We start from the raw sequence: 25351 nt of genomic DNA on the forward strand, positions 1-25351 counted from the left end.
GATCCAGCAGCTCGACAAGGTGACCCAGCAGAACACCTCCGCCGCCGAGGAAATGGCCTCGACGTCGGAAGAGCTGGCGAGCCAGGCCGATCAGCTCCAGCAGGCGATCTCCTACTTCCGGATCGAGCAGACCGGAGCGGGCGGGATGGCGATGGCCTCGGCGCCGCGCAAGGCGAATGCCGGGAAGAAGACGCCGGGCTTCGGCGTCGCCGACTTGCAGGAGACCATCCGTGCCGCGGCGCCCTCCATGGCGGGCAAGCGCCCCGCAAAAGCCAAGAGCGGCGGCTTCGATCTCGACCTCAATGACGGCGGCGACGAGCTGGACAGCCGCTTCACCCGCAACGGTCACGCTGCCTAGCTTGCGCATCCCAACCCTGCCTCCGGCTCATCGCCGGAGGCGACGTCCAACCTGATGCGAGGAATCGAGATGGCCGACCACACGCAATATGTGACCCTGGGAGTTGCCGACAGCCTCTTTGCGGTTCCGGTGGCCCGGGTGCAGGAAATCCTGGAGCCGCAACCCCTTGCGAAGATGCCCCGGGCGCCGGCCGATTTCCTCGGCGTCATCGACGTGCGCGGTCAGAGCGTGCCGGTGACCGATCTGCGCTTGCGGCTGGCGATGCCGGCGGCCGAGGACACTCTCGACACGCGCATCATCGTGCTCGAGGTCGAGATCGAGGGTGACCAGCGCAAGGTCGCGCTGAGAGCCGACCGGGTCTTCGAGGTGGCGGAACTCGACACCGGATCGCTCGAACCACCCGCCCGGATGGGAACGCGCTGGCAGGCCGACTGCGTCGCGGGCGTCGGCCGGCGCAACGGCGCCTTCGTCACGGTCTTCGATCTCGACCGGCTGTTCGCCGTCGAGGACGTCGAGGCGAACGTCGCCGCCGCCTAGGCGACGATCGCGAAGAGCGAGGACCACTTTTCGAGACAGGATCATGCGGCGGCAAAAGGACGAGCGGAAAACCGCTCGCGGCCGAACCGGGCCGCTCGCGTGACCCGTCCTCGCTCAAGCTTGGTGAATTAGCAGATGGTTCGTGGCCGAGGCCCGGACCGACGGACGCAACGACGTGACCTTGCCGGCGCCGTGACCTTGTCGGCAAACGGCATCGACGGCCGCGCGGCGCCGCCACCGTCCGGTTCCGGACTGGCGTCGACGGGGCTCGGTGGCCTCTCCGGCGCGTCGCCAAAGGATAATGGAATGGCTCTTTCTTCTGCGGTCGACGAGGGTGGCCGGGCTTTCCGCCCGGCAGGCGTGAACGATCAGATCGGTGCGGCCGACTTCGAGCGGCTTGCCGGCCTCGTCACGAGCCACACGGGGATCAAGCTGCCGCCGGCAAAGCAGCTGATGATCGAGGGGCGCCTGCGCAAGAGAATGCGCGCCCGAAATCAACCGAATCTACACGCCTATTGTCGTTTCCTGTTCGACCAGGGCGGGCTCGAATCCGAGATCACCCATCTGATCGACGTCGTGACGACCAACAAGACCGATTTCTTCCGCGAGCCCGACCATCTCCACTTCATGGAAAACCGCATGGTGGATGCGCTGCTTTCGCAAACCCGTCCGCGTCCGCTGCTCAAGGTCTGGAGCGCGGCGAGTTCCAACGGCGCGGAAGCCTGGTCGATCGCGATGGTGCTCGAGGACATCGTCCGCAAGCGCCGAAACTTCAGCTACGCCATTCTCGGCACGGACATCTCGACGGTCGTTCTGGAACAGGCCCGCCGGGCGGTCTACTCGGTCGAGGCGATGGAGCCGGTCCCGGCAGACAAGCGGCAGCGCTACGTCATGGAGAGCCGGGATCCGGCGCTTCGCGGCGAGGTGCGAATCGTCCCGGAACTGCGCCAGCGCGCCCGCTTCGAGCGGATGAACCTGATGGATACGCAGTATCCCTACGATCGGGACGTGGACATCATCTTCCTGCGCAACGTTCTGATCTATTTCGAGAAGGCCGATCAGGAAGCGGTCGTCGCCCGGCTCGTCGGCCATCTGCGGCGGGGGGGTTATCTCGTCGTCGGCCATTCGGAATCCATGGTCGTCGTCGACAAGAGCGTTCGGCAGGTCGGGCCGACCGTCTTCCAGAAATCTTGAGGAGGGATCGATGCCAATCAAAGCCTCGACGGATGGCGGCGGGAAGATCCAGGTCCTGATCGTCGACGATTCGGCCTCGGTGCGCGCCACCCTCAGCGCCATTCTTGCCGATGATCCGCAGATCGAGGTGATGGGGGCCGCCGCCGATCCCTACCTGGCGGCCGAAAAGATCCGTCAGCAGGTGCCGGACGTCCTGTTCCTCGACATCGAGATGCCGCGCATGGACGGCCTGACCTTCCTGCGGAAGATCATGGCCCAGCGCCCGATCCCGGTGGTCATCTGTTCGAGCCTCGCCGCCGAGAAATCCGACGTGATGATGGAGGCGCTGGCCGCCGGCGCCGTCGACGTGATCACCAAGCCGCGGGTGGACACGGCGCAGTTCCTCAACGATTCCCGCATGCTGATCTGCGACGTCGCCAAGGCCGCCGCCCATGCCAAGGTGCGCGCCGGGGCGCGCCGCCAGCCGAAGATGGTGGTCGAGGCGAAGCATCTGGCGGACGTCGTCGTCCCGCCGATCTCCGAAACCCGCGCTGCCTCGCTGCGTCGCTCGATTCCGAAGACCGAACCGATCGTCTGCATCGGCGCCTCGACCGGCGGCACCGAGGCGCTCGCGGCGGTCCTGACCAGGTTGCCGGCGGCGAGCCCCGCCATCCTGATCGTCCAGCACATGCCGGAGAACTTCACGGCGGCGTTCGCCCGCCGGCTCGACGGCATCTGCGCGGTTGCGGTGAAGGAGGCGGCCGACGGCGATCAGGTGCTTGCCGGCCGCGTCCTGATCGCCCCCGGCAACCGGCACATGCTGCTGCGCCGAGCCGGCAGCCGATATACGGTCGCGATCGGGGAGGGGCCCTATGTCTGCCGCCATCGCCCCTCGGTGGATGTCATGTTCCGCACGGCGGCGCAGAATGCCGGCGCCAACGCGATGGGCGTGCTTCTGACCGGCATGGGCGACGACGGCGCACGCGGTCTTCTGGAAATGCGGGCGATGGGATCCCACACGGTCGCCCAGGACGAGGAGACGAGCATCGTCTTCGGCATGCCGCGCGAGGCGATCGAGCTCGGCGCGGTGCAGAAGGTCATGCCGCTGCAAAAGGTCGCCGAGGAGATCCTTCGCCATTGCGCCGGGGCCGCCCAGGCGGCAAGGGCCGCATCATGAGCGCACTTGCCGCCGTCCCTTACCAGCCGTTCGACGAAGACGACGACATGCCGGGCGAGCGCAGCTCGGCCCCCGCGCTGCTGCGGCATCGCGACCGGCTGAACGGCACGATCGCGGCGATCGAACAGATCTTTCTCGGCATCGGCGAGCGGCTCGTCACCTGCGTCGGCATCCTCGGCGACATGCAGTCGGCCTTCGGTGCCGTCACCACGGCCCATGCCAGCCCGGAACTCGCCTCGGCGGAAGCCGCCATCAGAGCGCTCGTCGGCGAATGCACCAATCTCGTCGAGCGATCGGAGCATGAGCGCTCGCTGATCCAGCAGCTGTCCCGCTCGCTTGCGGCGGCGACGCCGAGGATCGACGAGCTGCGGCAGACGGTCGCCATGATCGCGGCGATCGCCATCAATGCCAGGGTGACCGCCGCCTCGATGCGCAACCACGGCAATTCCGAGCTGACCGTCTTCACCGACGACGTGCTCGAATTGTCGAAGCGGGCGTCCGGCGTGGTGGACGAGCTGCAGCAGGGGCAGGTCCGCCTGCGCCGGCTCCTGTCGGATGCCGCGTCGCGGAGCGCCATCTTCGAGCGGAACATGCGCGTCGCCACGGCCAACCTGACGGAGCGGATCGAGGCCGATCTCCGCGGCGCCCTTGCCGAGCGCGAGCGGGCCGGCAAGGTCGGGTCCTGCGCAACGGCGGCCTCGCAGGAGATCGCCCAGGAGGCGTCGACGATCGTCGCCTCGATGCAGATCGGCGACAACACCCGGCAACGTCTGGAACATGCCGCGGCGGCTCTCGCCGTCGCCTCCGAAGCGCCGGCGGCGGGGCCGGCGATCTTGCGGCTGCAACTGGCGCAGCTCGCCGATACCCGCGACAACCTCGTGACGGAGACCAGCTACATCCGCGATGCGATCCTTGCCTTGTCGCGCAGGATCGATCGCTCCTTCACCGCCTTGAAGAGCGAGCTCGATCAGAACGGCGGATCCGACCTGCCGGGGACGAGACGACTCGCCTCGGACATCGCCCGGGCGGCGGCGGAGCTGTCGCTCTCCGAGGCCGAGCACCGGCATGTCGAGGCGCTGGCCCGGACCATCGGCGGCGACGTCGAGATGTTCGGCGCCTGTTCCCGGGAGATGCGGACGCTCGAATTCGAGATGCGCCTGGTCAGCCTGAACACCGCCATCACCTGTTCCAATCTCGGCCAGGAGGGAAAGGCGCTCGGCGTCGTCTCCCTGCAGATGCGCGAACTGGTCGGCGAGATGGTCACCCGCTCCGAAGCCGTCGCCGGCGCGCTGTCCGAACTCGGCATCATCGCCGCCGAACTGGCCGAGGCGCGGCGCAATGGCGCCGAGCGGAGCATGGCGATGCTGGTCGCCGAGGCCGAGCGCAGCCTCGATCTCCTCCAGGCGGTGGACGGAAGGATGCAGACGGTCGGGACGGTTCTGGGCGAGGTCGGCACCCGCGCCGCGGCGCTCGCCTCGGACGCCGGCGCCGCGCTCGATCGGCTGGACGGGCTCGTCGGCGAGCTGGATGCGGTGGAGGCCGAGCTGGCGAACGATGCGCCGGGTGAGGCGGCAGGCGCTCCGGCGCCGGGCCACGAAGCCCTCTTTGCCCAGCTCCGCGCGGCCTATACGATGGAGGTGGAACGCCAGATCCACGAGGCCGTCCTCGGCGGCGGCACCGTCCTGGCGGAGAAGGCTTCTCGCACCGATGACGGTCCAGCCGCCGCCGACGATTCGACCGCCATCGATGACATGCTGTTCTGACGGCAAATGCCGGCGACGCCGCGACACTTCGAGCGGACGGTCAGGCATGGCGAGGGCGGAAAAGGACGACGGACTGACGGCTTCGGCGGCAGCCGGGGGGCGGCGAAGGTCCGATGCGCGGTGACAGCCGGGCGCGTGAGGCGAATACCGGAAAGCGAGACAACCCGAATTCACGCTCTGCTGCGCGAGACTTCCAGGGTTGGGCCGAACGGCTCCATTCGGGAGGGGTGCAATGGTGGAGCTGAGCAGGGGCCAGCTCTCAATCGCAAAGCGCCATGCCATTCAACAGCTTGGGGACTATCGGGAATTCCGTGTGTGAGCGGGCATAATGGGACCGAAGGAGATCGCCCATGGCCCGCCGCAAAGAACCCAGTATCCCTGACGCGCTGCTCGACCAGCTTCTCTCTGGCGCCGATCCCAAGACCGCCTTTGATCCCGGAGGCCTGCTCGATGGGCTGAAGAAGGCGCTCGCCGAACGGGCGCTGAATGCCGAGATGGATCATCATCTTGCCGGCGAGAACGGCGCTGGAAACGGCCGCAATGGCTACGGCAAGAAGACGGTGACGAGCGACAGCGGCAAGTTCGAACTAGCCGTGCCGCGGGACCGGCAGTCGAGCTTTGACCCGCAGCTCATCGCCAAATACCAGCGCCGCTTCCCGGGCTTCGACGAGAAGGTCATCTCGATGTACGCCCGGGGCATGAGCAACCGGGAGATTGTCGGCCATCTCCACGATCTCTACGGCGTGGACGTCTCGCCGGACCTGATCTCGGCCGTGACGGATGCCGTTCTGGAGGAGGTTGCCGCCTGGCAGGCCCGGCCGCTCGAGCCGGTCTATCCCCTTGTCTTCTTTGACGCGATTCGCGTGAAGATCCGAGATGAGGGGTTTGTCCGCAACAAGGCTGTCCATATCGCGCTCGGCGTGCGCGCCGACGGCACGAAGGAGATCCTTGGTCTCTGGCTGGAGCAGAACGAAGGCGCCAAGTTCTGGCTCAAGGTTATGAACGAGATGAAGAACCGGGGCGTCGAGGATGTCCTCCTGGCAATCGTGGATGGGCTGAAGGGCTTTCCCGAGGCGATCACCGCAGTCTTCCCCGAGACGACGGTCCAGACCTGCATCGTCCATCTCCTGCGCCACAGCCTCGACTTCACCTCCTACAAGGATCGCAAGCCCGTCGCGGCCGCGTTGAAGGACATCTACCGAGCCACCGACGCCGAGGCGGCCGAAAAGGCCCTGACGGCGTTCGAGGAGGGCGAATGGGGCCGGAAATACAAGGCAATCGGGCAAAGCTGGCGCCGGGCCTGGGCCTAGGTCATCCCGTTCTTCGCCTTCCCCGAGGACGTTCGCAAAATCGTCTACACCACGAATGCCATAGAGGCCCTGAACTCCAAGCTGCGCCGGGCGGTGCGAGCCCGCGGCCACTTTCCGTCCGACGACGCGGCGATGAAGCTGCTCTTTCTCGTCTTGAACCGGGCCGAGAAGGAGTGGAAGATGGCGCCACGTGAGTGGGCGATGGCCAAAGCGCAGTTCGCCATTCTCTACGGCGAGCGCTTCACACGGGTCATGGGCGATCTCCTTCGGTCCCATTATGCCCGCTCACACACGGAATTCCTGACAGTCCCACAGCTTTCATAAAGCTCGAGGCACTCATGCGTACCATTGTTGTGTGACCATTTCCCGAGCGATACGCAACACAATGTGTACCACCTTTGCGTACCACGCGGCGATCGTGAAACCCATACGCTCCAAGGCGTAAAAATCAACTCAATGACTTAGATTGGCCATGGCGGAGAGGAAGGGAGAACATCCCCAAAAGCTCACCGCTTATTTTGCAGGTGTCTCAGTCGCAGGAGCAACCCATTCGGAGGACCATTTTGTACCACGGGGTTGTACCGCTGTCAGGAGTTTACGTTCGAGAAGGCAAGTTCCCGATTGACCCTCTAACGAGTGCCTTGCCATGAGATCAGCTTGCAGTCGTCATTATTGACTGTTGCCTGAGCCGTCTCCACGTTCATGCCACCGAAGCCGTTCCGCGCACGGTACTCCATGATGATGATCTGCGTGCCGTCCGCGTGAACCGGGGTTGCGGACGACATGACATGCTCGAAGCTGTCGGGCTCGCGCAGACTGTCCTTCACCTCCCGAGCGAAGTCCAGCATTGAGCCGGTCCAGCCGGAAAGACACCTAAACTGAACCTCTTTCGCAGCAACTTCTCGCGCCGCATGTTGATCGGCTTCTTCTTTCTCCGCTGCCGCCTGAGCTCGCTGCGCTTGTTCGCGGGCCCTTTCCTCCTGGCGCTGGGCTCGCTCGAATGCCCACGCTGCCCTTTGTTCGGGAGTTGCAGTTGCAGCTTCATATGAACCCCAGGCGACGGTGATGAGGGCAACCGTGCCGACAACAACCGCAGTCCATTTTACAATCTTCCTGCAGACGCGATCCAAAGACCGCATGAACGGGTTTGATTGCCGCTCGGCCTTCTTGCGCTTGCTGTAGCGATCCAGTCGTTCCGCCCAGAGGAGTTTGTTCGGCCTGCGACGGCGATGGAGCCCCCGAACATCAATCCGTTGTTCCTCCATGGTGATGCCGGCAGCTTCTCTGCCTGCTGTCTTCGCGCTTGGCCCGGCCACTGCTCGGACGTGACCGCCGTGCGCCGTCTTCGCCCGGGGTGGGGAGACAAGGAGGCCGTAAAGCCCTGCTCCCAACAGCCCAAAGCCGACTATCGATCCAGTCGTCACCCTGAACCCGAACAAAAGCATGCAAAGCGTCCCGAGGAAGACAATTCCCGCGTTCAGCCAGAGACGAGCCGAGGCTGTTTTCGACGTGGAACCCCCGTCTACGATCATTTTGCACACTCCGCTGGGGGCTGTGGCGAACTTCGCCTGCCACGGACGCCGTATGGTGAATGGGACCTACGACACTCTCGGTGCATTTGATTGCAATTGGCTTACTAGATTAGCCTAATTTCTAATTGGCTTCCCTACGCGATGATCGTCGCTCCGCCTACTGCTCTCCTGAAGAGGGAGCGGAATGGCGGATTTGCGCATAAGGTTCGGGCGTCTTGTCGCTGCTCATCGAAAGCGGCTGGGCTTGACCCAGGAGGTCCTTGCAGAGCGCGCGGGGGTGAGCACCGACATGATCTCGAAGATCGAGATCGGCGCGACCGGTGCTCGGTTCCCCCTGATCGAGCGTCTGGCCGGGGCTCTTCAGGTCGATCCGGCTGAACTCTTCACTACTGAAGTTGCATCCGGTGCAATCCAACGCGGCCGGTTCGCGGATATCAGCACACGACTTGCCAGCCTGAACGATAAGGAACTAGCGTGGATGAGCGGCATAATCGAGGCGGCCTTACATCCAAAGGGTTAGCAGCCGAATTCAGCTTTCCTCGGAGAAAAAAACTTCATCCAATCGCTTCACCTCAACCGTCCTGCTGATCCGCACGCCCACGCCGTGCTCGATCATAAGGCTGGCAAGTGTGTTGCCGTCGATAAGAATGACGCGCTGAGCGAGATGCCTGACGAAATCCCGAGCCTGCGATGAGAAGGAGGACGTCGTGACGAATACGCCCTTCGTAGCCCCTAACCCGACAAGGCTGCCAACAAACGCCTGGACATCGGGTCGTCCAACCGAGCTACCGAGCCCGTACCGCTTGGCCTGAACATAGATGCGATCAAGGCCCAAGCGGTCTTCGTTAACGACGCCATCGACACCGCCATCTCCGGTCCGCCTCAACTGTTCGGCGGCATTCTTGTGCAATCCAGAGTTCGGGTTGGCTGTGCAGGGTCGCCAAGATGCCCACGTTCACGTCCGCCCGGAGGCTGAACTGATGATTATGCGTACTCGGCAGCAGCGTCTCGCGCTGTGCGCCTCCAATTGAGGTGGAAGCCTTGCTCCTCGGCCGGGCTGATGGTCGGATCACTGTCAAATGGTAGCTGTCCCAAAAGTGCGGCAGAAAACTCCGACGGATAGATGTATTTGATTAGGAAGCCGACGAATTCTCGTACCGACAACGGGGCTCTCATCGGAAGGCGACAATCGGCTGTGTTCACATGAAGATGCGCAGCGGCGTGATCTTCCGCTTGAGCTACTGGATCAAATTCAAACCGCAACGAGCTCTTTCGCGGACTATCTAGAGGGTCAGACGCACAGGCTCCCTCGATCCACTCAAGAAGGTCTTGATCAGAACCTTGCCGCAAATCGGCAGAAAAGGGGGCAGGAAGATAGCAATAGCGATGCGACTTTAGGGTCTCGCCCTGCATGCTATAAGCGATCTGAACGATAGACGCGTCGAACAAGAGCCATGAGAGGCGATCCTGTCGGAGTGTCTCAAGATAATGCGACGAGCTGCTCTCGATAACAAGCTTCTCTCCGCCGAGGGGGGCCGTATTACCAATTTCGACAGCAGTTATCCTGCCACTACGCCGGCTGGTGTGCGGCCTGTTAGCGATGATGAAACCAGCTTCAACGAGGTCTTCGACTAGGATTTGTAGTTTTTGTATTTTCATTAGCTAAACGTCTCACTAAATTTTGTGCTTCTAGCGGCAATGCATCGATGCTTAGTTGACCGGTCTCGACCCGCTGCAAGAGGCGAGATAAGCCGTCAATATCCTGCTCAATTTCCGAAATTTCGTCTGAAGAGCGATCCCGGTGCAGCGTCCGCATTTGCTTAAGCTGCGTGATGGTTGGGTACCGAAACCGCAAATCGAAATGATCTGCAGCAATGGCTTGATACTCAGCCGTCAGCGACGACATTTTCTCACTAACCCCACTAATTCTGACCCAAGCTCGTGACCGCGTGATTGCCGTAAAAAGGATGTTTCGCTTTCGTCCGAGGTTAAATCCCCCTTGGCAGTAATCTGCGCCAATGACGTAGATCATCGGCGCTTCGTTTCCTTTAGCTCGATATATAGATGTGATAGCAATGCTCTCTGAAGAGAAAACCTCATCACGAGAGGTGGTCACGCCGGCTAAGTGAGCAGTTATTCCATGCTTCCTTAACGCTCGCATTATCCGTGGCGCGGTGGATCGTATTGTTAACGCCTCCGGGACGACTATAAGAATATCGTCGTGCTCTAATTCATCCTCAGCTAGATTGGTATTGATGGCAGAAGCCAACCATTCCATCTCCGCATCAGTATTCTCAAAAGTGTGAAAACTCACCGCGTCTTCTGGCGACAAGAGGTCGGTGAAGAAGCTCGGCGTGGCAGTCTGCGACCGGCGTAATGCTACATCATGGCCATTGGCCAGCTCACCCTCGCTGACTTCGTATCCGATCTCTCGCCACAGGCTAGGTTCGTCGAACATCTGCACGAGACCGGCTTCGCGAGATACGCCGAAGCCTAAACCATGGGCCGTTGAAAGCGCCCAGGGCGAGTTGCGGTAACAAACGGGGAGGATGATATCTCGCTTGGGGCGCCCTGGCTCATCCCGGAGCTGCACGTTGGGATGGCCGTTGCCCTTTCTGCCGAACAAATCTTCGGCGGGCATCATTGCGAAGTCCGACAGATTTTGAAGTTCGTCGTATGCGTAGACGATCCGCTTCGGCTGCTTGGTAAGGTAGTACACCAGCTCGAAGAATGGCTGTGGAAGGTCTTGCGCTTCGTCGATCAAGACAGCATCGAAAATCGGCTGAACGTTCGGGTTGCTCTTTACGACGCCCAATAGGTCGGCACAAATTCCTCCAAAGGCGTTTCCTGCGCCGAACCTGTTGCGAGCAGTGGTGAAGTCCACTGCCGGCTGTCCTAAGGATCGTGCGATTTCGGAGTAAACGCCTTTTGATGTTGCGCTACCCCAGGCATGTAAGACTACAAGTTTGTCCCAATCCGGCTCCTGTTTGGAAAATTCAAAACAAAATTGCCTGATAAGACGGCGGAACTGCTGATAGAGAGAGCGGGTTTGGAAGCTTAGTGCGATCCTCCATTCTGGTTCCTTGGAATGAAGGAATGCGGCTTTCAATGCCAATACTATCGTCTTTCCAGAACCCGCCAAGCCGCGAATACGCTGAGGCGCGGCGGGCATTTCGATAGCAGCACGCTTTTGCCATGCGTCAAGGTTCGCAATGTTTTTCTCGATCTGCTTCAACAGCGCGCCGCGTGAATTGCCTCGCGATACGTTACTCCGGCGTTTTCGAGGACGAATGGTCGCCGTTCGCTCTACGACCGAGTTGAGAACCTGATAATGCTCCGCGCTCAAATTGGCGTTTCGGGGCAAAAGTCGAGCCAGGTTCTCTATTGTCGACAACTGCGCATCGCCGATGGTGGCGTCTGTTTCGGTCGTTATTGAGACCGTGGTTATAGGCACGCCGAGCTGACGGCGTACCAACAGTTCCGGCGTCTCCAAGAGCTTCGAGTGCACCGCCGCGAAGTAGCGGTCCTGTGCTTTCTGGACTTCAGTTATCGCATCCTGATCAGCAGCTGTCGCATTCAGATGGCTGAGGTCGAAGACGACGACCCCAGCATCTTGAGCAACATACAAAGCGTCAACTCGTACGGTGCCCTCGACGTTCGTCAGTATCGGATAGCCCACGTAAAGCGTACCCGAATACGCTTCGTTCTGAAAAAGCTCTACGAGGCCCTGCAGTGGCCCGGTAAGAGCCTGCTCCCCGTAAACTATGTCTGCCATATCGTCCGTCCGTTTGCCTCAGCGCAGGTTTAATGGGCCGACACGCTTCCGTCGAGTGTCAAACGAGATGGAACGGGTTGAAGCCTTTTAGTTGCAGGCAATGGTCCCAGATTTCGGCGGATCGCCGTGTTGTCTGCGAGAGTGTCTGGCTTCGAACCTCTCAGAGGATGGCATCGGTCGCGTTCTCATCACGCTCGCGGGCATCCGGGATATATCGACAGAGCATAACTCCGATGCATGCACCCCGACTATGCCCCGAATTTCCAATAGGAGCCCCCGCCAGAGCGGCGCTGGTGGCGAAGCCAGCGCGAAGGCTGGGGACGGAATATGTTGCTGGCTCGGATTAGCCCTGGAAGTCACCACCGCGCGACGGCCGCCAGACCCTTTCAACTTCGCCGCATGCGGTGGCCATCTGCCACGGCGATGACGAAGCGGTCGTTCGAGCGCCGTTCCTCATCACCAGGCGGTCAGCGGCGGCAACTGAAGAAGCAGACGCATCTCGCGAAGTGCGTCAAAGCTTGAAGAGCTGGGCGATCATTTCACCGGATGCGTTCGAAATGGACAAGGCTTGGATGCCAAGCATTTCTTGGGTCTGAAGCGCCTTCATCCTGGTCGCCTCTTCCTCCAGATTGGCGTCAATCAGGTGGCCTATTCCGCGGTTCATAGTGGTCGACAAGCTGTCGATGAATGTCTTCTGCATGTCGATCCGATTTGACGCCGCGCCCAGGTTCGAGGCGGCGGTGATGATCTGCTCATGCATCTTGTCCACGATCTGCTGATAGCGATCGATCATGTCGGGATTTATCGCGACGTCGACGTCGAGGATGCCGATGTCGTTCAAGGGCTCGATGTTGACGTCAACGGAGGAAACCGAGATGCCTGTGCCCCAGGCGGAATTGCGATCGGCAGATCGATCGATTGCGAACTGCAAGCCGGAACCTACAGTCTCAATGATCAGGTTGGGAAAGCTGCCCATGATCGATTGAAGAACTTTCACCATGTCCTCGGATGTGTGGACGATGCCATCGTCGGTTCCGAGTGCGCGTTCCACGACGTCGCGCGTAATGGCGTAGGTCCGAGTTTGGCCATAGGCGGAAAACTCGAAACCGACCACGACCCCCGGATGAACCCGAAACGGTTCGAAGCTCAGAGAAAGATGCGAGGCCGTCACACCATAAGACATCGAGGAGTTGGCAAGTCCGCCTGTGGTCGAGGTGGTGGTCGTGAAGTTGCTGACCGCCATCGACGCTCCCTCGCTGCCCGACCATAATTGGGGATCGGTGAAGCTGACGTACTTCTCCTCGTAGCCGCTGCTGTAAGTATAGTCGCGGTAGCCAACCGACACAGGGTCTCCGGGAATGGACGCGCGGATGACCTGGGCAAGCTCCTGGGGGGTCGAAATCGTCCCGTTGGCGGTCGGCAAGACGCTGTCGACCAAAGAGCGGTCTATGAAAACGTCAATATCGTAGCCGGCGCTATAGGGCGGCGGGAGGTCTGGATCGCTCGCGTTTTCGGCTCCAACGGTGACAGTGAACGACATGGTATCGCCAGCGCCGAAAGTTACCGATCCGTCGAACCCGAACGTCTGCTGAGCAGGCCACCCATATCGGTTGGGTCCATTGACGGTGTAGCCGGTCTCCGTCGAACTCGACACGTATCGAAGGCCGCCGATGGTTTTCGGTGACCGCTTGTCGGCCTGGAGGATGCCGCCACCGTCGGAGTTGAACAGCGAGACGGTGCTGATGTCGACGCCCAGCATGGCAAGATCGGGCCGACCGTCTGCACCCCGTGAAATCGAAGCTGGAATGGACGAGACCCGAAACTCGTCTTCTGCTTCGTGCATGTTCTCAATGCCGGTTTCCAGCCAGTTGACGCCAGCGAAGCTGGCAGATTTGGCGATCGAGATGAGCCCTGACTGCGCTTGGCCAATCTCGGATTGGATTTTCGCTCGGTCGACGTTCGGGTCCTTTGCCGAAACGAGCAGTGACTTGATCCGTGAAACGACCTCTTCCGCCGCAGCCATGCCAGCATAGGCTGTAGCGATTAAGGCCGAGCCGATGCCGAGCGCGTCCTGGACGGCAGCGAGGCTGGTGACGTCTGAGCGCATCTTGCTCGCTATCGACCAATACGCGGCGCTATCCTTCGCCGCGCTCACACGCAGTCCAGTCGAGACCCTGCTGTGCGTGGTTTCGATGAGGTCATGAGTGGCGACAAGCGCCCGAAGGCCCGTCATCGCCGAGATGTTTGTGTGCAAACTGGTCACTGGGCCGCGCCTTCATAAGACCGGCAATCTTTCCGCCCTCCATGGTTAACGATCGGTAAAAGCAACCTGAGGTCGGCCAGTGATTTGCTCGCCCGACTGCGCTTCTAAAGAAGCAGCGCGGCGGCGTTCTCCGAGAACATTTCGCCATCTCGGATGTAGCGGCTGAGCATGGCGTCGGACGCATGCCCGGTTTGCGCTCGGATTTTCCATGACGACGCTCCGGCCTGGGCGGCGCTGGTGGCGAAACCAGCGCGGAGGCTATGGCCCGAAAATCCCGTCGGGTCGAAACCGGCTGCAGCGAGCCGCTCTCGCACGATGATGGAGACGGCCTCACCGGATAGACGTTGCTCGGCGATCCGGCCGTGACGGTCAATCGGCCGGAACAACGGCCCGTCATCCATCATCGTGAGCCTGACCAGTCCATCCAGCGCCGACACTGGACACCATCTCGTCCGACCAAAGGGAATGCCGATTTTTCGGCCTTGGCCGAGTTGATCGGTCTTCGAACGCCGCAGGTGCACGACAATGCCCTGCCGCACATGCTCCATATCGCTGAGGTCCAGCCCGACAAGTTCGGACCGTCGAAACCCGCCAGCGAACCCAATCAGGAGGAGGGCTCGGTCCCGGATATCCTTCGACCTTTCTCCCATTGCGGCCAGCACCACGAACAGGTCTTCGCGGAAAAGCGGTTTCGCTTTCCTCTGAGCGGTCCCGTGGCGGCGAGCTATGCCCCGCATCGTGGCTTTCACCAAGAGGCTGGTCGTGGGGCGCGTGGTGCCAACGGCGGCATGCGCCTTTGCTATCGAGGCCAGACGACGAGCGAGTGTTGCCACTGAGAGATCGGCGGCATGAGCTGCCAAGTAGCTAGCCAGAACCTCCTCTGAGCATGGGACCGTCCCACCCCATTGAACGAAATGCGCGAGATCGGACCGGTGGGCTCGTTTGCTATTCTCGGCCATCGAACTGCCGATCAGCTCTACCAAGTCGGGATGCAGATCAGCAAAACACGGGTGATTTCCGTTCATTCGCTCGGGGGCAGGCTGCTTGCCGGCCGTGCAATCAATTGCATTTTTATTAAAATTGAACGGTCCTTCCCTGTTTTCGCCGTCGGCTTCTGGATTTTTAGGCTCTGATAATGAGGAGTTATCCAAGGTGAGACGGTCGGTCATGCCCGCCCTCCAACCTGGAGAGCGATCTTCAGTTCGCGTTCGCGGACATCGTTCAGGTGGTCGATATTCGCCCGCATTTCGAACATCAGCTCTTCGATGCCTGATCGGGGGACGCCGGCCCATTGCATGTCCGTGTCAAGACCAAGAGCTTCGAGTTCGTCCGCCTGATCCCAACTGAGACGTCGTGCGACGGGAACGGCGTCGGCATAAAAGGCGGCGATCCGCGCGGCATCACGGTGACGGAAATCCGGAACGTGCCGTTCAAGCACGCGGCGGACGGCTCCGTTCTCACGAAGGAAGGTTCCGATGGCCGCTCGTCCGGCTCGGGTGTGCTTGTCGAGCGCGTAGGTTGGCACCCCGTTGATGAACCTCGTCGGCGGGACCGCGACCGGCGTCACCCAGCTTGCTGATGTCGATCGCTCCAACTCCTGCAGCAGCGGCAGCATCATCAGGACGATCGGTTCCTTGGTCGCCTTCACAGCGGCGATGACGGCGTCTCCCGTGGCAAGCGGCATGCCCGAGCCGACGAAGCCGTCAACGAGGCTACGAAGATCGCCGGCACCGATCCGATGCTCATCCCCGTTCTCGATGCCAGAGGCGAACCACGTCGCCGTCGCGCGCTGAGCAATCGGCAGTTCTGCGGCGACTGCCATTTCGATCCTGGCGGCGACATCTCGTCGTCCGACTGCCTCGCGGCATACTTCCCATTCAGCCCGATGTATGACGGCTGAAATGAGATAGTCGGTGGAGCGGTCCTTCGGAGCCTCGACCAGTGCCCGCGTGATCCACCGAGCCACGGCTGCAGTCTCGCCGTACGAGCGACGGAGCGACGGTTGAGTGCAGAGCGCGGTCATGGCGACCAGCAGATCGGGTGCGGCGATCCCGATGTCCTCGAAGGCTATGACGAGCAGTCGGCGGAAGACGCCGCTCCCTCGATGCCGGACAAGGGAGAGGATCGCGCGGTCGGCGACAGCGGCTTCGCCGCGCCGGATGGCCTTCTGAAGGGCGGAGCTGGCGATCCATGGATCGACCGGCAGCGGCTCGCGTGGCTCCAGCGCGACCTGCGGGATCAGCTGCTCGTAGGTGTTTGATGAGATTGTCGACATTGTCGCCTCCTTGCTGTCGAGCGCGGAGGGTCAGAAGCCGTGAGACCCCAATATGACGCTAACTGGAGGACGGGCGAAGGCAATGAAAAGTTCTAATCGGAGGCGATTTCCGCCCGTGCAATTGATTGCACGAGCATTTTAATCAAATTGGGCCGAATTATCCCGTCCACGCTCCCTACTGTTTCGGCCAACTTCCACGCTGCAGAAGCGAGCCAGACAACTCTATCTGAGGGCGATTTTCTGCCCTATCCGTCGATCTGTCTCGGGGACAAAAATGTTGCCGGTAGGGACAGCCGGCTTGCTCACGCGAACTGCTTGAAGAACACGTGGTTGCCGACCATCAGCGGGCCTAAGGCCTGCGGCCAGTTGGCCCACACCATTTCAGCGTCCCACCACGTCAACGAGTGTGCTTTCAGGTGCTTGCGGTATTTCGCCTTGCGATCCTTGGGAAGGAGAGCTAGCGCCTTGTCCAGCCCTCGAAAGCGTACGCAGTCCTGAAAGAGCGTCCACTGCCACTGGTTCTCATCAGGAATAGGCGGCGGAAAATTCTGGACAAGCAGCGTGCCCTTGAACGGGTTTTCGAGCTTGCCCAGATCCAGGACCTTCGAGTTCAGGTTCTTCATGCGCTTCTCGATGCGCACGACCGTTGAGCCGTCCCACTTCTTCCCCTTGGCCTTCTGCTCAGCCTTTTTGTTGTAGACCAGCGTCTGGTGGCCCTTGTTCGTCCCCAATGTGAAGCTCTCGAGGTGACCGTCGCTCGTCCAGGCCAGCTTGCGGGTGCTCTGCGTCGGCAGATAGAGGAAGTCATCCATGCGGACGGCGTGCAGGTCGACCGCTACGTCGAGGCGAGAGATATTTCCGTTGACGAGGGCGTATTCCCACCCGTCCGGCATTAGCACGATCAGGGAGGCATGGAGGGCATTCATGCCATCCTTCCCAAGCAGCCCGGGATTGAGCTCGAAGCGGAGCTTGGTCGCGAGCGGGCCGTGGAAGCTGTAGTCGAAGCGGGGCTCGTCGTCGAAGCCTTCGAGGGGAACTGTATAGCTGCGCTTATAGGGCTTCTTCCAGGTTGCCGGTCCCAAAAGCTCCTTGTCGTTCCACATCGTCGCGACCGCCTGATGGATATCGGCCTGATCCTCCTTCGTCTTGGGCGTCACCACAACGCTGATCTTGTCGATGAAGGGGATGAGTTCCGATGCTGGCTTAGGGCCCGTAGGCGGGCTTGTGTCCCCGTGGAGAAGGGCTGTTTTCGCCTGTGTTTGGGTCTTGTTAGAAAGCCCCTTCTTCACCGGGATTTTGATGATGGTCACCACGTCCGCCGATCCGCACCGCATTGAGGGTGCCGATCATCATCGTGAGAAGGCGTTAAGGGAGCAAAAAGCTCGTGTGACAGAGTGAGACTACGGTTTCAAGAACGTTAGATCAAGGTCGTAGCTAACTCGCTCGATCGCCTCCTTCAATTCGGCCATCTGCGGCCCGCTGCCGTAGTGGCTGTGGACCTTCTTGTCGGTGTGACCCAGCAGCGCCATCGCGATCCGCTCGGCGGCACCTCCCGCATAGAGCGCGTCGGTGAATGTATGCCGGAAGGAGTGGAAGGCCGTCTTGTCCGTCTTGAAGCCGACCTGCTGGGAGTACCGCCCCCACCACTTGCTCAGATTGTGCGAGTAGTACCCGTCCTGGCCCTTCTCGATGTCAGGGAAGATGCGCGACTTGATCAGTCTGTCGCCGACATGGTCGAGGAAGCCGGCATCGATGAGCGCAGAATGCACGGGTATGCGACGGGCGCTCGCTCCGGTCTTCAGCGTCTTGTCCTCCCCTTTCGAGACGTCAAAGTACCGGATGCCCTTGTCCTGCTTGATGTCGCCGGCCAGGAGCTGAACGATCTCGCCCAACCGCATCCCGGAATAGAGCGCGATCAGCGGAACCCAGAATTTTCCGTCGCGAACGAGATGAGGCCCCGGCTTGTGCCTCGATCGCTCAGTGTGGCCGGTGAAGGCGGGAGAGGTGAAGATCGACTTCAGCTGCTCCGGCGAGTACGGATCGCGATCCTCGCGGCCAACCGTCTTCAGGCCCGTCACCTTTACCTTCGCGCCCGGCAGCTTGTCGATTAGCTCCTCGTTCTGCGCCCAGATCAGGAACGAGCGGAACATGCCGAAGTACTTGTCCTGCGTCTTTACGGAGATCGCAGGGCCAGTTCGGTTCGACGCGATGACGTCGCTGAGGCTTACTCCCTGGTTCGCCTTCGCCTTCATGTAGTTTGGCGGCAGACGAGAGAGGGCATCGCGAACGGCGATGACATGCGGCGTGCCGATTTCGCGAAGGGGCTTCTCCTCGCCGATGATCGCTCCGGCCAATGAGCATACCCTCTGCTGGTCGGCTGTAGTCTTGGCGACCCAGCTGCCGACGTGCTGCTGGATGTATCGGTTCGCGGCAGCGGCCAGAGAAAGCCCAGCCGCAGAAGGTGCTGCCTCCTCGCCTGGAAGCGGAGGCAGCCCCGTTGGTGCCATTCCGGCGAAGAGCGGATCAAGGGGCGTCGTCCCACCGAAATCCGCCTCGAGCATGGCGCGAAGAATGCGCCGGCTTTCAATGTCGGCCCGCATCACCCCCATCCGAGCAAACCGAGTGGCGTCCGTGTCGAGTGGACCGGATCGCCGTGCGTTCTCCAGAACCTCAGACGCGCGAAGAGCCGTGCCGTCGTCGAACGCCTGAGCAGCGAGCTTCTGCTTAAGTTCGCTGACCTCCCTGTCCAGAAGCTGTTTCTCCCGCTCGATGTCGATCAGCGGATCGGTCGGAAGCAGCGTGGCATGTTCCATGGCCTTGTTCAGACAGACCTGGAAATAGTCCCGAATGCGCTCCTCCACGACCTCAAACGACGAAGCCGGCATCGTCTTCAGTTCCTCCAGATAGGCATCGAGGGCGTTCGACAGCCATCGGCCGCGAATTCGCGCCAACAGAGGATCGGATGTTTGCAGAGAGACCTTGATCTCGCGTTTACGGATAATTGGGCGAAGTCGGTCAGGGACCGCCATTCGGAAATGGAAGATGTCCCCGCGTCTCGCAACACGCGGAATGGATCGGGGCATGGCAGACCTGTGCTGACCAGGTTTCTGTACCAGGGTCTGCGTCTACCAACTTGAGCACCTGAAAAAAGTGTAAGCCTTGTCAGTGACTTACGAAATTTGTGGCGGAGAGGAAGGGATTCGAACCCTCGATACCGTCTCCGGTATACTCCCTTAGCAGGGCGCATCAGGCCCTTGCGGCGGCAGGCTCTTGCGGCATTTTCCCCCGATTTTCCCCCAGTTCGGAGAAATCCCAGCCGGCCCTCAAGGCGGACTGCCCGAGGTCGGGGGTGCCGAGGCGGGTGTAGCGCTGCCATTCCCCCGATTTCCACCCGCCCTCGTCCTGCAGGCGGCGGACATCCTTGGTCTGGGCGTAGAACCATGTGGCCCAGGAGTGGCGACAGACATGGGGCGTGTAGCGCTCAGGATCGAGGCCGGCGGCCTCGGTGGCCCGGGCGAAGGGCTTCTTGATCTGGCCGCCATTGGCGCCGCCATGCCGAAACCCGAAGCCGTCGATGCGGCGGAAGAGGGGGCCCGGCTGGCCGACGGTCGGCAGCGTCGAGAGGGCGGCGACGACGCGGGGGACCAGCGAGACGCGGCGCTCCTCGCCGTTCTTGGTGTCGCGCAGGATGGCGAAGCGATGCTCCAGCGAGACGTCGCGGCCGTCGAGGGTGACGGTCTCGCCCATGCGGCAGCCCTGGCCGAAGAGGAAGGTCGCCATGGGCGCGAGGAAGCCGTTGCGCTCGCCGGCGAGCGAGGTGATCAGCGCGTCGGCCTGGTCCGGCAGGAAGAAGACGGTGCGGCGGTTGCCGCCTGACGGCGCCGTGAGCTTGGGGACGTGGCAGAGATCGTCGGCGGCGGCGGCGTTGAGGATCGCCTTGACCGGCGTGTAGAGCTGGCGGCGGATGGTCGCCGGGGCGGCCGCCGGATAGAGGGCGGCGGCGGCGCGGCGCATCTCGGCATTGTTGATGTCGGCGACCAGCGTGCCGGCGAAATAGCGCAACAGCGGCGCGGTGAAGCGCGCATCGGGCCGCGTCTCGAGATAGACGGCGAGGGCGCGGTCGAAGGTCAGTCCGGATTGATCAGACGGATCGGCGCATAGCTCGGCGAGGAGGCCGGGGATGGCGCGGCGCGCGGCCGCGGCTGTCGTCCATTTGCGGCTGATTTCGACGCGGCGGCCGTCGACCGTGCCGCGCAGGATCCAGTAGGGGCTTTTCGGGCGGCGCTTCGCTTCGAGCATGTCGGCTCCAGTATCTTCTCGAGGTCTTCTGGGAGGAAGAAGATCTCCCGGCCGATCTTACGATAGGCGCCGATCGCCCTGGCCTTCTCGCGCAGCGTGCGCTCGGTGACCCTGACGCCCTTCGCGCACAGCCTTTCCACAGCCTCGGCGGGGGTGATGGCGCGGTCGAGGACGGTGTCAGGCATCGCCGATGTCCTTCGCCTTGCGGATCGCGGCGGCCTCCGCATCCGCGTAGCTGAAGTCCGCTGCGATCAGATCCGCGTTTCCGCGCGTCACGTTGGCGTCTTCGTCGCAAGGGAGCATGTCGGCCTCTTCCCGCAACCTCGCCGCTATGCGATCGCGTTCATCTGCCCGTGCCGCCTGGAGGCGGGCGTCGGAGGCTCGGTCGGCCATTACCGCCGTCGTGGCAAGCATCAGATCGCGGGTCACCGAGGACACGTCAAACTCTCTGCCGGGAGATGGCGGGAAAGCCTTGATGACCTGGCGGACCAGAACCGTCACGTCCTGCGGAATCTCATCGGCCATCAGTCAATCCTCGTGTTCTTCAGGATGTCGCGGCATTCCTGCATCCAGTCTTGCCAATCGGCGAGTTGCGAGATCGTTTTGCCGTCGGCTGAAACTCGGCGGCGGTACGGTCCGGGTTCCTTCTTCTGAAACCGATCCCGATCTTCCTTGGTGTGGAAGCCTACAAGGCCGGTCTCTGGCTCGTCGCGGTCCCACCAGACCCAAACGGGTTCGCGCTCTTGGCTTGGGTATTCGGGTTTCCACTCACCGGCCATGGTTGGGCTCCTTCCATGGCGGGACAGCGCCGGAAAGCGCATAGATGCACTCGGCCTGCGCTTCCATCTTGCGCATGACCTCGAGGTCATGATCCCCGGCGATGTAGCCGCCGCCGGCGAGCATGTAGACGGTGTTGGCGTAGTGCAGCGCGTCTGCTGTCGGTAGGCGCCTGGCGCCCTTGCACCACAGGCATGGCGCTGGAGCGAGCAGCCGGCACTCGCCTGTTCCCTCGCACGAGCCGCAGATGATCTTGGTGATGCGGACCTCAGCCATGGGCCCGCTCCGGGAAGGCGTCGTGGGTGACGCCGTCGAGGTGGCGGCCTGCGGCGTGCTTGCCGACGCGCCAGAGATCCGGCTCGTCGTCACGGTGCATCTCCTCCGAGGCGCTGACGCCGATCCTTCCATAGTGCCAGCCGGGGTTGCTCCAGTCCTCGCTGTAAAAGGTGGCGACGTCCTCGGTGTGCGTCTGGCGTCTGTTGCAGTTCTCGCCCGGCGCCCACTCTCCCCACTGCTTGAACAGGAAGGGCACGCCGGCGGCTGCGCATTGGTCGCGGAGCGAGCGGGCCCAGTCGGGATGCATCGGCCGGGCGCCGTTGCCGCTCTCGCCGCCGACGATGATCCAGTTGAGCGTGGACGGTGATGCGACGTATGGGCCGTCACGACGTGACGATAGAGAGTCGATAAGCGCGCCGCTTTTCAGCTTGATCTCATTCAGCGAGAGAATCCCCAGCAAAGGCTCGGCGCTCACCCAGCGGATGGCCGCCGGCGTGTCGAGGAGGATCGGGATGCGCTCGTCGGCGCGGGTCTTGTCCTCGACGGAAACGCCGAGCCAGACGTTGGGGAGCGGAAAGACCAATTCCTTGACCGATCGGCAGTCGAGCAAAGTCGCTCCGGCTTGTCGAGCCGCATCCGGCCAGTGGAGCATGAAATCGCCGGCGCGAATGCGCAAATAATCCCGCATCCGCTCGGGGCGCTTGGTGAGCACCTGAAAGACATGCTGCGGGCAGAGCGCCATGACGGCGAAGATCTGGTCGAGCATGGCGTCGGTCACGCCCTCGGCGAAGAGGTCGCCATGGGCGCAGACGAAGATCATCCGGGGGCGGCGCCAGCGCAGGGGCTGGTCGAGCCAGTCGGCGTTGAAGCGGATCTCGCCGGTCCAGACCGGGCCGGCCTTGCTGGGCCGGGTGAGGCCGGCTCTCGACGGGTGATGCTGCAGCCGGGTGCCGGCGAGCTTCATCGCGTAGCAGTTGGTGCAGCCCGGCGAGACGACGGCGCAGCCGGTGATCGGGTTCCACGTCGCGTCGGTCCATTCGATGCGGGTGCCGTCAGCCATGGGGGGTGATCTCCGTCAAAGTGTGATCGGGCTGTTCCGGCAAGTCGACGCCGGTCGCCTGGACGAGGCCGGGGGTGTAGCCGTGCTCGCGGAGCGCCTCGGCGACGATGGCCCAGACGTCTTCGGCGATCGCCTGGGTGCCGGCTTCGGAATGGGTGGTGACGGTGGCGGCGACGAGAAACATCTTCATGGGCGGGATCCTTTTCGGTCCGCCCCTCGTCCTTCGACAGGCTCAGGATGAGGGGCTGTGGTTGCGGTCCGCCGTTGGGGGGTCAAACCCTCATCGGCATCAGGACCATGGTGCGGCGGTCGTCGGATGGGTCGGTGACCACGGCGGGCGAGCCGGGATCGGTGAGGCGGACGGTGACGATGGGGCCGTCGAGGGTGGCGAGGAGGTCGGTGACGTAGCGGGCGTTGAAGCCGATGCGGAAGCCGTCCGGCGGCGTTGCCAGCGGGCCCGTCGCCGGGTTCCCGTCGGTCTCGGCGGGCATGGTCTCGTCGGCGGTGCCGGTCTCGGAGCTGGTCACCGTCAGGGCGAGTTCGCCGGGGGTGATCGTCCAGGCGACGGCGCGGCCGCGCTCGGTGGAAACGGTGGCGACGCGGTCGATGGCGGCGGTGAGCGCGGCGCGATCGAGGGTGACGGCGAAGGGCGCGGCCTGCGGGATCACGCGGGTGTAATCCGGGAAGGTGCCGTCGATCAGCTTGGAGGTGAGGACGATGGCGCCGGCGGCGAGACGGATCGCGTTGTCGTCGATGGCGAGCTCGATGGGCTGGCCGCCGGAGACCTCGCAGAGCATGGCCAGGAGGCCGCAGGTCTTCTTCGGGACGATGGCGCCCTTGAAGGCGGGCATGCCGGCGGGGGCCGGCAGGGCCAGGCGCGACAGGCGGTGGCCGTCGGTGGCGACGGCGACCAAGAGTCTGTCTGCCCCGTCCTTAAGCTCGCTCGCCTCCAAGGGCGAGCCACTGGTCTCGCCCGTCCGTTGGACCGTCGCTGACGGGGACCCCGGCCCCTCGTGCTTCGGCCCTTCGGCAGGCTCAGGACCCTGCGGCGGCACCTCAGGATGAGGGGCGCTGACGGCGTGCAGATAGATCCCGTTCAGGTAATAACGGGTCTCCTCGGTGGAGATGGCGAAGGCGGTGGTCTCGACGATCGCCGCCAGAGCCGACGGGTCGAGCCGGAAGGGCTCGGCCGAGACGGTGCGGGCCTCCGGCAGGTCCTCGGCGGGCAGGGCGTTGACGGCGAAGCGGGCGCGCCCGGCCGAGACGGTGACGCGGCCCCCGTCCTCGTCCGCCGCGATCCTCACCTCGCCATCCGGCAGCTTGCGCAGCACGTCGTGCAGAAGGCCCGCCTTCAGCGCGATGGCGCCGGCGGCGGTGACATCCGCCGTGCCGGCGGGCAGCGCCTCGGCGATCCAGATGTCGAGATCGGTGGCGGTGACCGAGACGGCCCCCTCACGATCCACCGAGAGCACCAGGTGGTCGAGGATCGGGATGGTGTTCCGCTTCTCGACGACCTTGATGGCGCGGGCCAGCAGGGGGAGGAGCGCGGCGCGGGGCAGGGTGAGGGAGAGGGTCATGGTGCCTCGTCCTCGGCGGCGTCCGGATGCAACGGGCGCAGGTTGGACGGGCCATAGATGTGCAGAAACCCGGGGGAATGCTCGACGACGTAGCGGGTCTTCCCCGCCAAGGTGGTGAAGACCGATCGGACCTCACCGGCGATCTGATAATCGCCGGTGAACTTCTCGACCCTGTCGCCGATGGCGAAGAGCTTTTCCATCAGGCGCCCGCCGCTTCCGGCTTGCCCTCGTAGACGGCGAGGGCGGTCGCCTGGCGCACTTCGGCCTTGGCGTGGTCGACGGCCTCGGTGATCGTCCGGTCGACGCGGAACAGCTTGTAGGCCCAGAGGATCGTGCCGCCGCGCATGCGGTAGCGCAGGCGCACCGGGACGGTGATCGGCTCCTGGCCGTAGAAGAGCGGGATCATCAGGGCGAAGGCGCCGGGCACCTTGACCGGCTGGCCGTCGGCGCCGGAATGCTCCTCGTCGAAGGTGATCTTCGCCTCGCCGGACTGGAGCTTCACCTCGTTCCGGATCTTCGAGGAGACGTTGATCTGAAGCCCGCGGGCGAGCTCGAAGATCTCCGAGGGCGTGCCGATCCGCTGGACCTGCAGGTCGCGGGCGATGCTGGCGGCCTCCGCCTCGGTGAGCGTCGTCATGTCCGGGGCGCGGTCCTCGACGAATTCGGCGAAATCCACCTGGGGCATGAAGACGCCGTCGTGCTCCGCCCAGACGGTCCATTCGTCGGAGAAGGGGAAGGCGTAGTGGACCCGGTGCTGCAGCCAGCCGGCGGGGCCATCGGCCGCGTCGTCATGATAGTCGATGACGGCGGTCAGGCTGGGCGCCCGCCAGTCGGAATTGGCGAAGACGACGGAGCTGTCGGTCTTCTGGCGATTGACGAGGCCGCAGAAGCTGGCGACGTCGCCGACGGTGGCTGTGCCCTTGCGGCGCTCGGGATGAAGGCGCCATTCCTCGACGAGGCGCTTCAGGCTCTCGTGCTTCGGGTTCGGACCCTTGGTGAAGGCGATCGGCGCACTCTCGGGCAAGCCTTCGAAGTCCAGTCCAAGATGGACATGCCCGACGCCGGAAGCCTCGGCGCCCAAAGCCGCCAGCTTTTCGATGGCATCGCCGTCGAGATTGAGGAAGGTTGCGGGATCGATCTTGTCGAAGATCGGCGGGGTCGTCTCGTGGTTGTCGGTGGTTTCGTCGGTCATGTCTCGT

23 protein-coding genes and 2 pseudogenes are annotated in these 25351 nt (G+C 62.8%); 7 read left to right on the forward strand and 18 right to left on the reverse strand.

What is annotated here, in order from left to right; all coding sequences use genetic code 11:
* The 6 genes and pseudogenes from ATO4_RS27825 to ATO4_RS19880 form a co-directional block, all read left to right on the forward strand.
* A pseudogene (locus ATO4_RS27825) lies at positions 1–358 on the forward strand (methyl-accepting chemotaxis protein); the annotation flags it as partial.
* 69 nt (positions 359–427) lie between these two features.
* Positions 428–895 carry a chemotaxis protein CheW gene (locus ATO4_RS19860; RefSeq protein WP_083593308.1) on the forward strand — a complete coding sequence of 156 codons (468 nt, stop codon included), beginning with the start codon at positions 428–430 and terminating at the stop codon, positions 893–895.
* 306 nt (positions 896–1201) lie between these two features.
* The gene (locus tag ATO4_RS19865) at positions 1202–2089 is read left to right on the forward strand and encodes a CheR family methyltransferase (protein WP_083593312.1); all 888 of its coding nucleotides are present in this window, start codon (positions 1202–1204) and stop codon (positions 2087–2089) included.
* 10 nt (positions 2090–2099) lie between these two features.
* Positions 2100–3245 (forward strand): chemotaxis response regulator protein-glutamate methylesterase, encoded by a 1146-nt coding sequence (locus tag ATO4_RS19870; RefSeq protein WP_083593315.1) that lies wholly within the window; start codon positions 2100–2102, stop codon positions 3243–3245.
* Positions 3242–5008 (forward strand): hypothetical protein, encoded by a 1767-nt coding sequence (locus ATO4_RS19875; RefSeq protein WP_139802570.1) that lies wholly within the window; start codon positions 3242–3244, stop codon positions 5006–5008. The genes ATO4_RS19870 and ATO4_RS19875 overlap by 4 nt, the downstream gene beginning before the upstream one ends.
* Before the next feature lie 350 nt (positions 5009–5358).
* Positions 5359–6642: pseudogene (locus ATO4_RS19880) on the forward strand (IS256 family transposase).
* Between the two features lie 305 nt (positions 6643–6947).
* On the opposite strand, the gene ATO4_RS27330 reads toward ATO4_RS19880, so the two are convergent.
* Complete coding sequence (locus ATO4_RS27330; RefSeq protein WP_139802571.1) at positions 6948–7850, reverse strand: hypothetical protein; 903 nt, start codon at positions 7848–7850, stop codon at positions 6948–6950.
* Positions 7851–8034: 184 nt separating this feature from the next.
* On the opposite strand from ATO4_RS27330, the gene ATO4_RS19890 reads away from it, so the two are divergent.
* The gene (locus ATO4_RS19890; protein WP_083593321.1) at positions 8035–8370 is read left to right on the forward strand and encodes a helix-turn-helix transcriptional regulator; all 336 of its coding nucleotides are present in this window, start codon (positions 8035–8037) and stop codon (positions 8368–8370) included.
* A 9-nt stretch (positions 8371–8379) separates the two neighbouring features.
* On the opposite strand, the gene ATO4_RS19895 is transcribed toward ATO4_RS19890, so the two are convergent.
* From ATO4_RS19895 to ATO4_RS19975, 17 genes are all read right to left on the reverse strand, one after another.
* A complete protein-coding gene (locus ATO4_RS19895) occupies positions 8380–8760 on the reverse strand; it encodes a restriction endonuclease (protein ID WP_083593324.1) in 381 nt (126 codons plus the stop codon).
* 74 nt (positions 8761–8834) lie between these two features.
* Entirely contained in the window at positions 8835–9509 is a 675-nt protein-coding gene (locus tag ATO4_RS19900) for a DUF2290 domain-containing protein (RefSeq protein WP_083593326.1), read from the reverse strand.
* Positions 9466–11625: an ATP-binding domain-containing protein gene (locus tag ATO4_RS19905; RefSeq protein WP_083593329.1), complete on the reverse strand. Its 2160-nt coding sequence runs from the start codon at positions 11623–11625 to the stop codon at positions 9466–9468. Before ATO4_RS19905 ends, ATO4_RS19900 begins: the two co-directional genes overlap by 44 nt.
* Positions 11626–12136: 511 nt before the next feature.
* Positions 12137–13888, reverse strand: coding sequence for a flagellin (locus tag ATO4_RS19910; RefSeq protein ID WP_083593332.1), 1752 nt, complete (start codon positions 13886–13888; stop codon positions 12137–12139).
* Positions 13889–13992: 104 nt separating this feature from the next.
* The gene (locus tag ATO4_RS19915) at positions 13993–15057 is read right to left on the reverse strand and encodes a site-specific integrase (RefSeq protein WP_245308847.1); all 1065 of its coding nucleotides are present in this window, start codon (positions 15055–15057) and stop codon (positions 13993–13995) included.
* Positions 15054–16163 carry a hypothetical protein gene (locus ATO4_RS19920; protein ID WP_083593338.1) on the reverse strand — a complete coding sequence of 370 codons (1110 nt, stop codon included), beginning with the start codon at positions 16161–16163 and terminating at the stop codon, positions 15054–15056. Before ATO4_RS19920 ends, ATO4_RS19915 begins: the two co-directional genes overlap by 4 nt.
* A gap of 302 nt (positions 16164–16465) precedes the next feature.
* Positions 16466–17476 (reverse strand): replication initiation factor domain-containing protein, encoded by a 1011-nt coding sequence (locus ATO4_RS19925; RefSeq protein WP_139802572.1) that lies wholly within the window; start codon positions 17474–17476, stop codon positions 16466–16468.
* Between the two features lie 87 nt (positions 17477–17563).
* On the reverse strand, positions 17564–19246 hold the full coding sequence (locus ATO4_RS19930) for a site-specific integrase (RefSeq protein ID WP_083593344.1): 1683 nt from the start codon (positions 19244–19246) through the stop codon (positions 17564–17566).
* 163 nt (positions 19247–19409) lie between these two features.
* A complete protein-coding gene (locus ATO4_RS19935; protein ID WP_083593346.1) occupies positions 19410–20462 on the reverse strand; it encodes a site-specific integrase in 1053 nt (350 codons plus the stop codon).
* Positions 20463–20639: 177 nt separating this feature from the next.
* The gene (locus tag ATO4_RS19940; RefSeq protein ID WP_083593350.1) at positions 20640–20987 is read right to left on the reverse strand and encodes a hypothetical protein; all 348 of its coding nucleotides are present in this window, start codon (positions 20985–20987) and stop codon (positions 20640–20642) included.
* Entirely contained in the window at positions 20987–21241 is a 255-nt protein-coding gene (locus ATO4_RS19945; RefSeq protein ID WP_083593352.1) for a hypothetical protein, read from the reverse strand. The genes ATO4_RS19940 and ATO4_RS19945 overlap by 1 nt, the downstream gene beginning before the upstream one ends.
* A complete protein-coding gene (locus ATO4_RS19950; protein ID WP_083593356.1) occupies positions 21231–21515 on the reverse strand; it encodes a hypothetical protein in 285 nt (94 codons plus the stop codon). The genes ATO4_RS19945 and ATO4_RS19950 overlap by 11 nt, the downstream gene beginning before the upstream one ends.
* A complete protein-coding gene (locus ATO4_RS19955) occupies positions 21508–22575 on the reverse strand; it encodes a phage Gp37/Gp68 family protein (protein WP_083593359.1) in 1068 nt (355 codons plus the stop codon). Before ATO4_RS19955 ends, ATO4_RS19950 begins: the two co-directional genes overlap by 8 nt.
* The gene (locus ATO4_RS19960; protein ID WP_083593362.1) at positions 22568–22765 is read right to left on the reverse strand and encodes a hypothetical protein; all 198 of its coding nucleotides are present in this window, start codon (positions 22763–22765) and stop codon (positions 22568–22570) included. Before ATO4_RS19960 ends, ATO4_RS19955 begins: the two co-directional genes overlap by 8 nt.
* 82 nt (positions 22766–22847) lie before the next feature.
* Positions 22848–24152: a DNA polymerase III subunit beta gene (locus ATO4_RS19965; protein WP_083593365.1), complete on the reverse strand. Its 1305-nt coding sequence runs from the start codon at positions 24150–24152 to the stop codon at positions 22848–22850.
* Positions 24149–24352, reverse strand: a complete 204-nt coding sequence (locus ATO4_RS19970) for a hypothetical protein (protein WP_083593369.1) — start codon at positions 24350–24352, stop codon at positions 24149–24151. The genes ATO4_RS19965 and ATO4_RS19970 overlap by 4 nt, the downstream gene beginning before the upstream one ends.
* On the reverse strand, positions 24352–25344 hold the full coding sequence (locus ATO4_RS19975) for a DUF2303 family protein (protein ID WP_083593373.1): 993 nt from the start codon (positions 25342–25344) through the stop codon (positions 24352–24354). The genes ATO4_RS19970 and ATO4_RS19975 overlap by 1 nt, the downstream gene beginning before the upstream one ends.
* Between the last annotated feature and the right edge of the window lie 7 nt (positions 25345–25351).

The organism is Aurantimonas sp. 22II-16-19i (genome assembly GCF_002088275.1).
Taxonomy (GTDB): domain Bacteria; phylum Pseudomonadota; class Alphaproteobacteria; order Rhizobiales; family Rhizobiaceae; genus Jiella.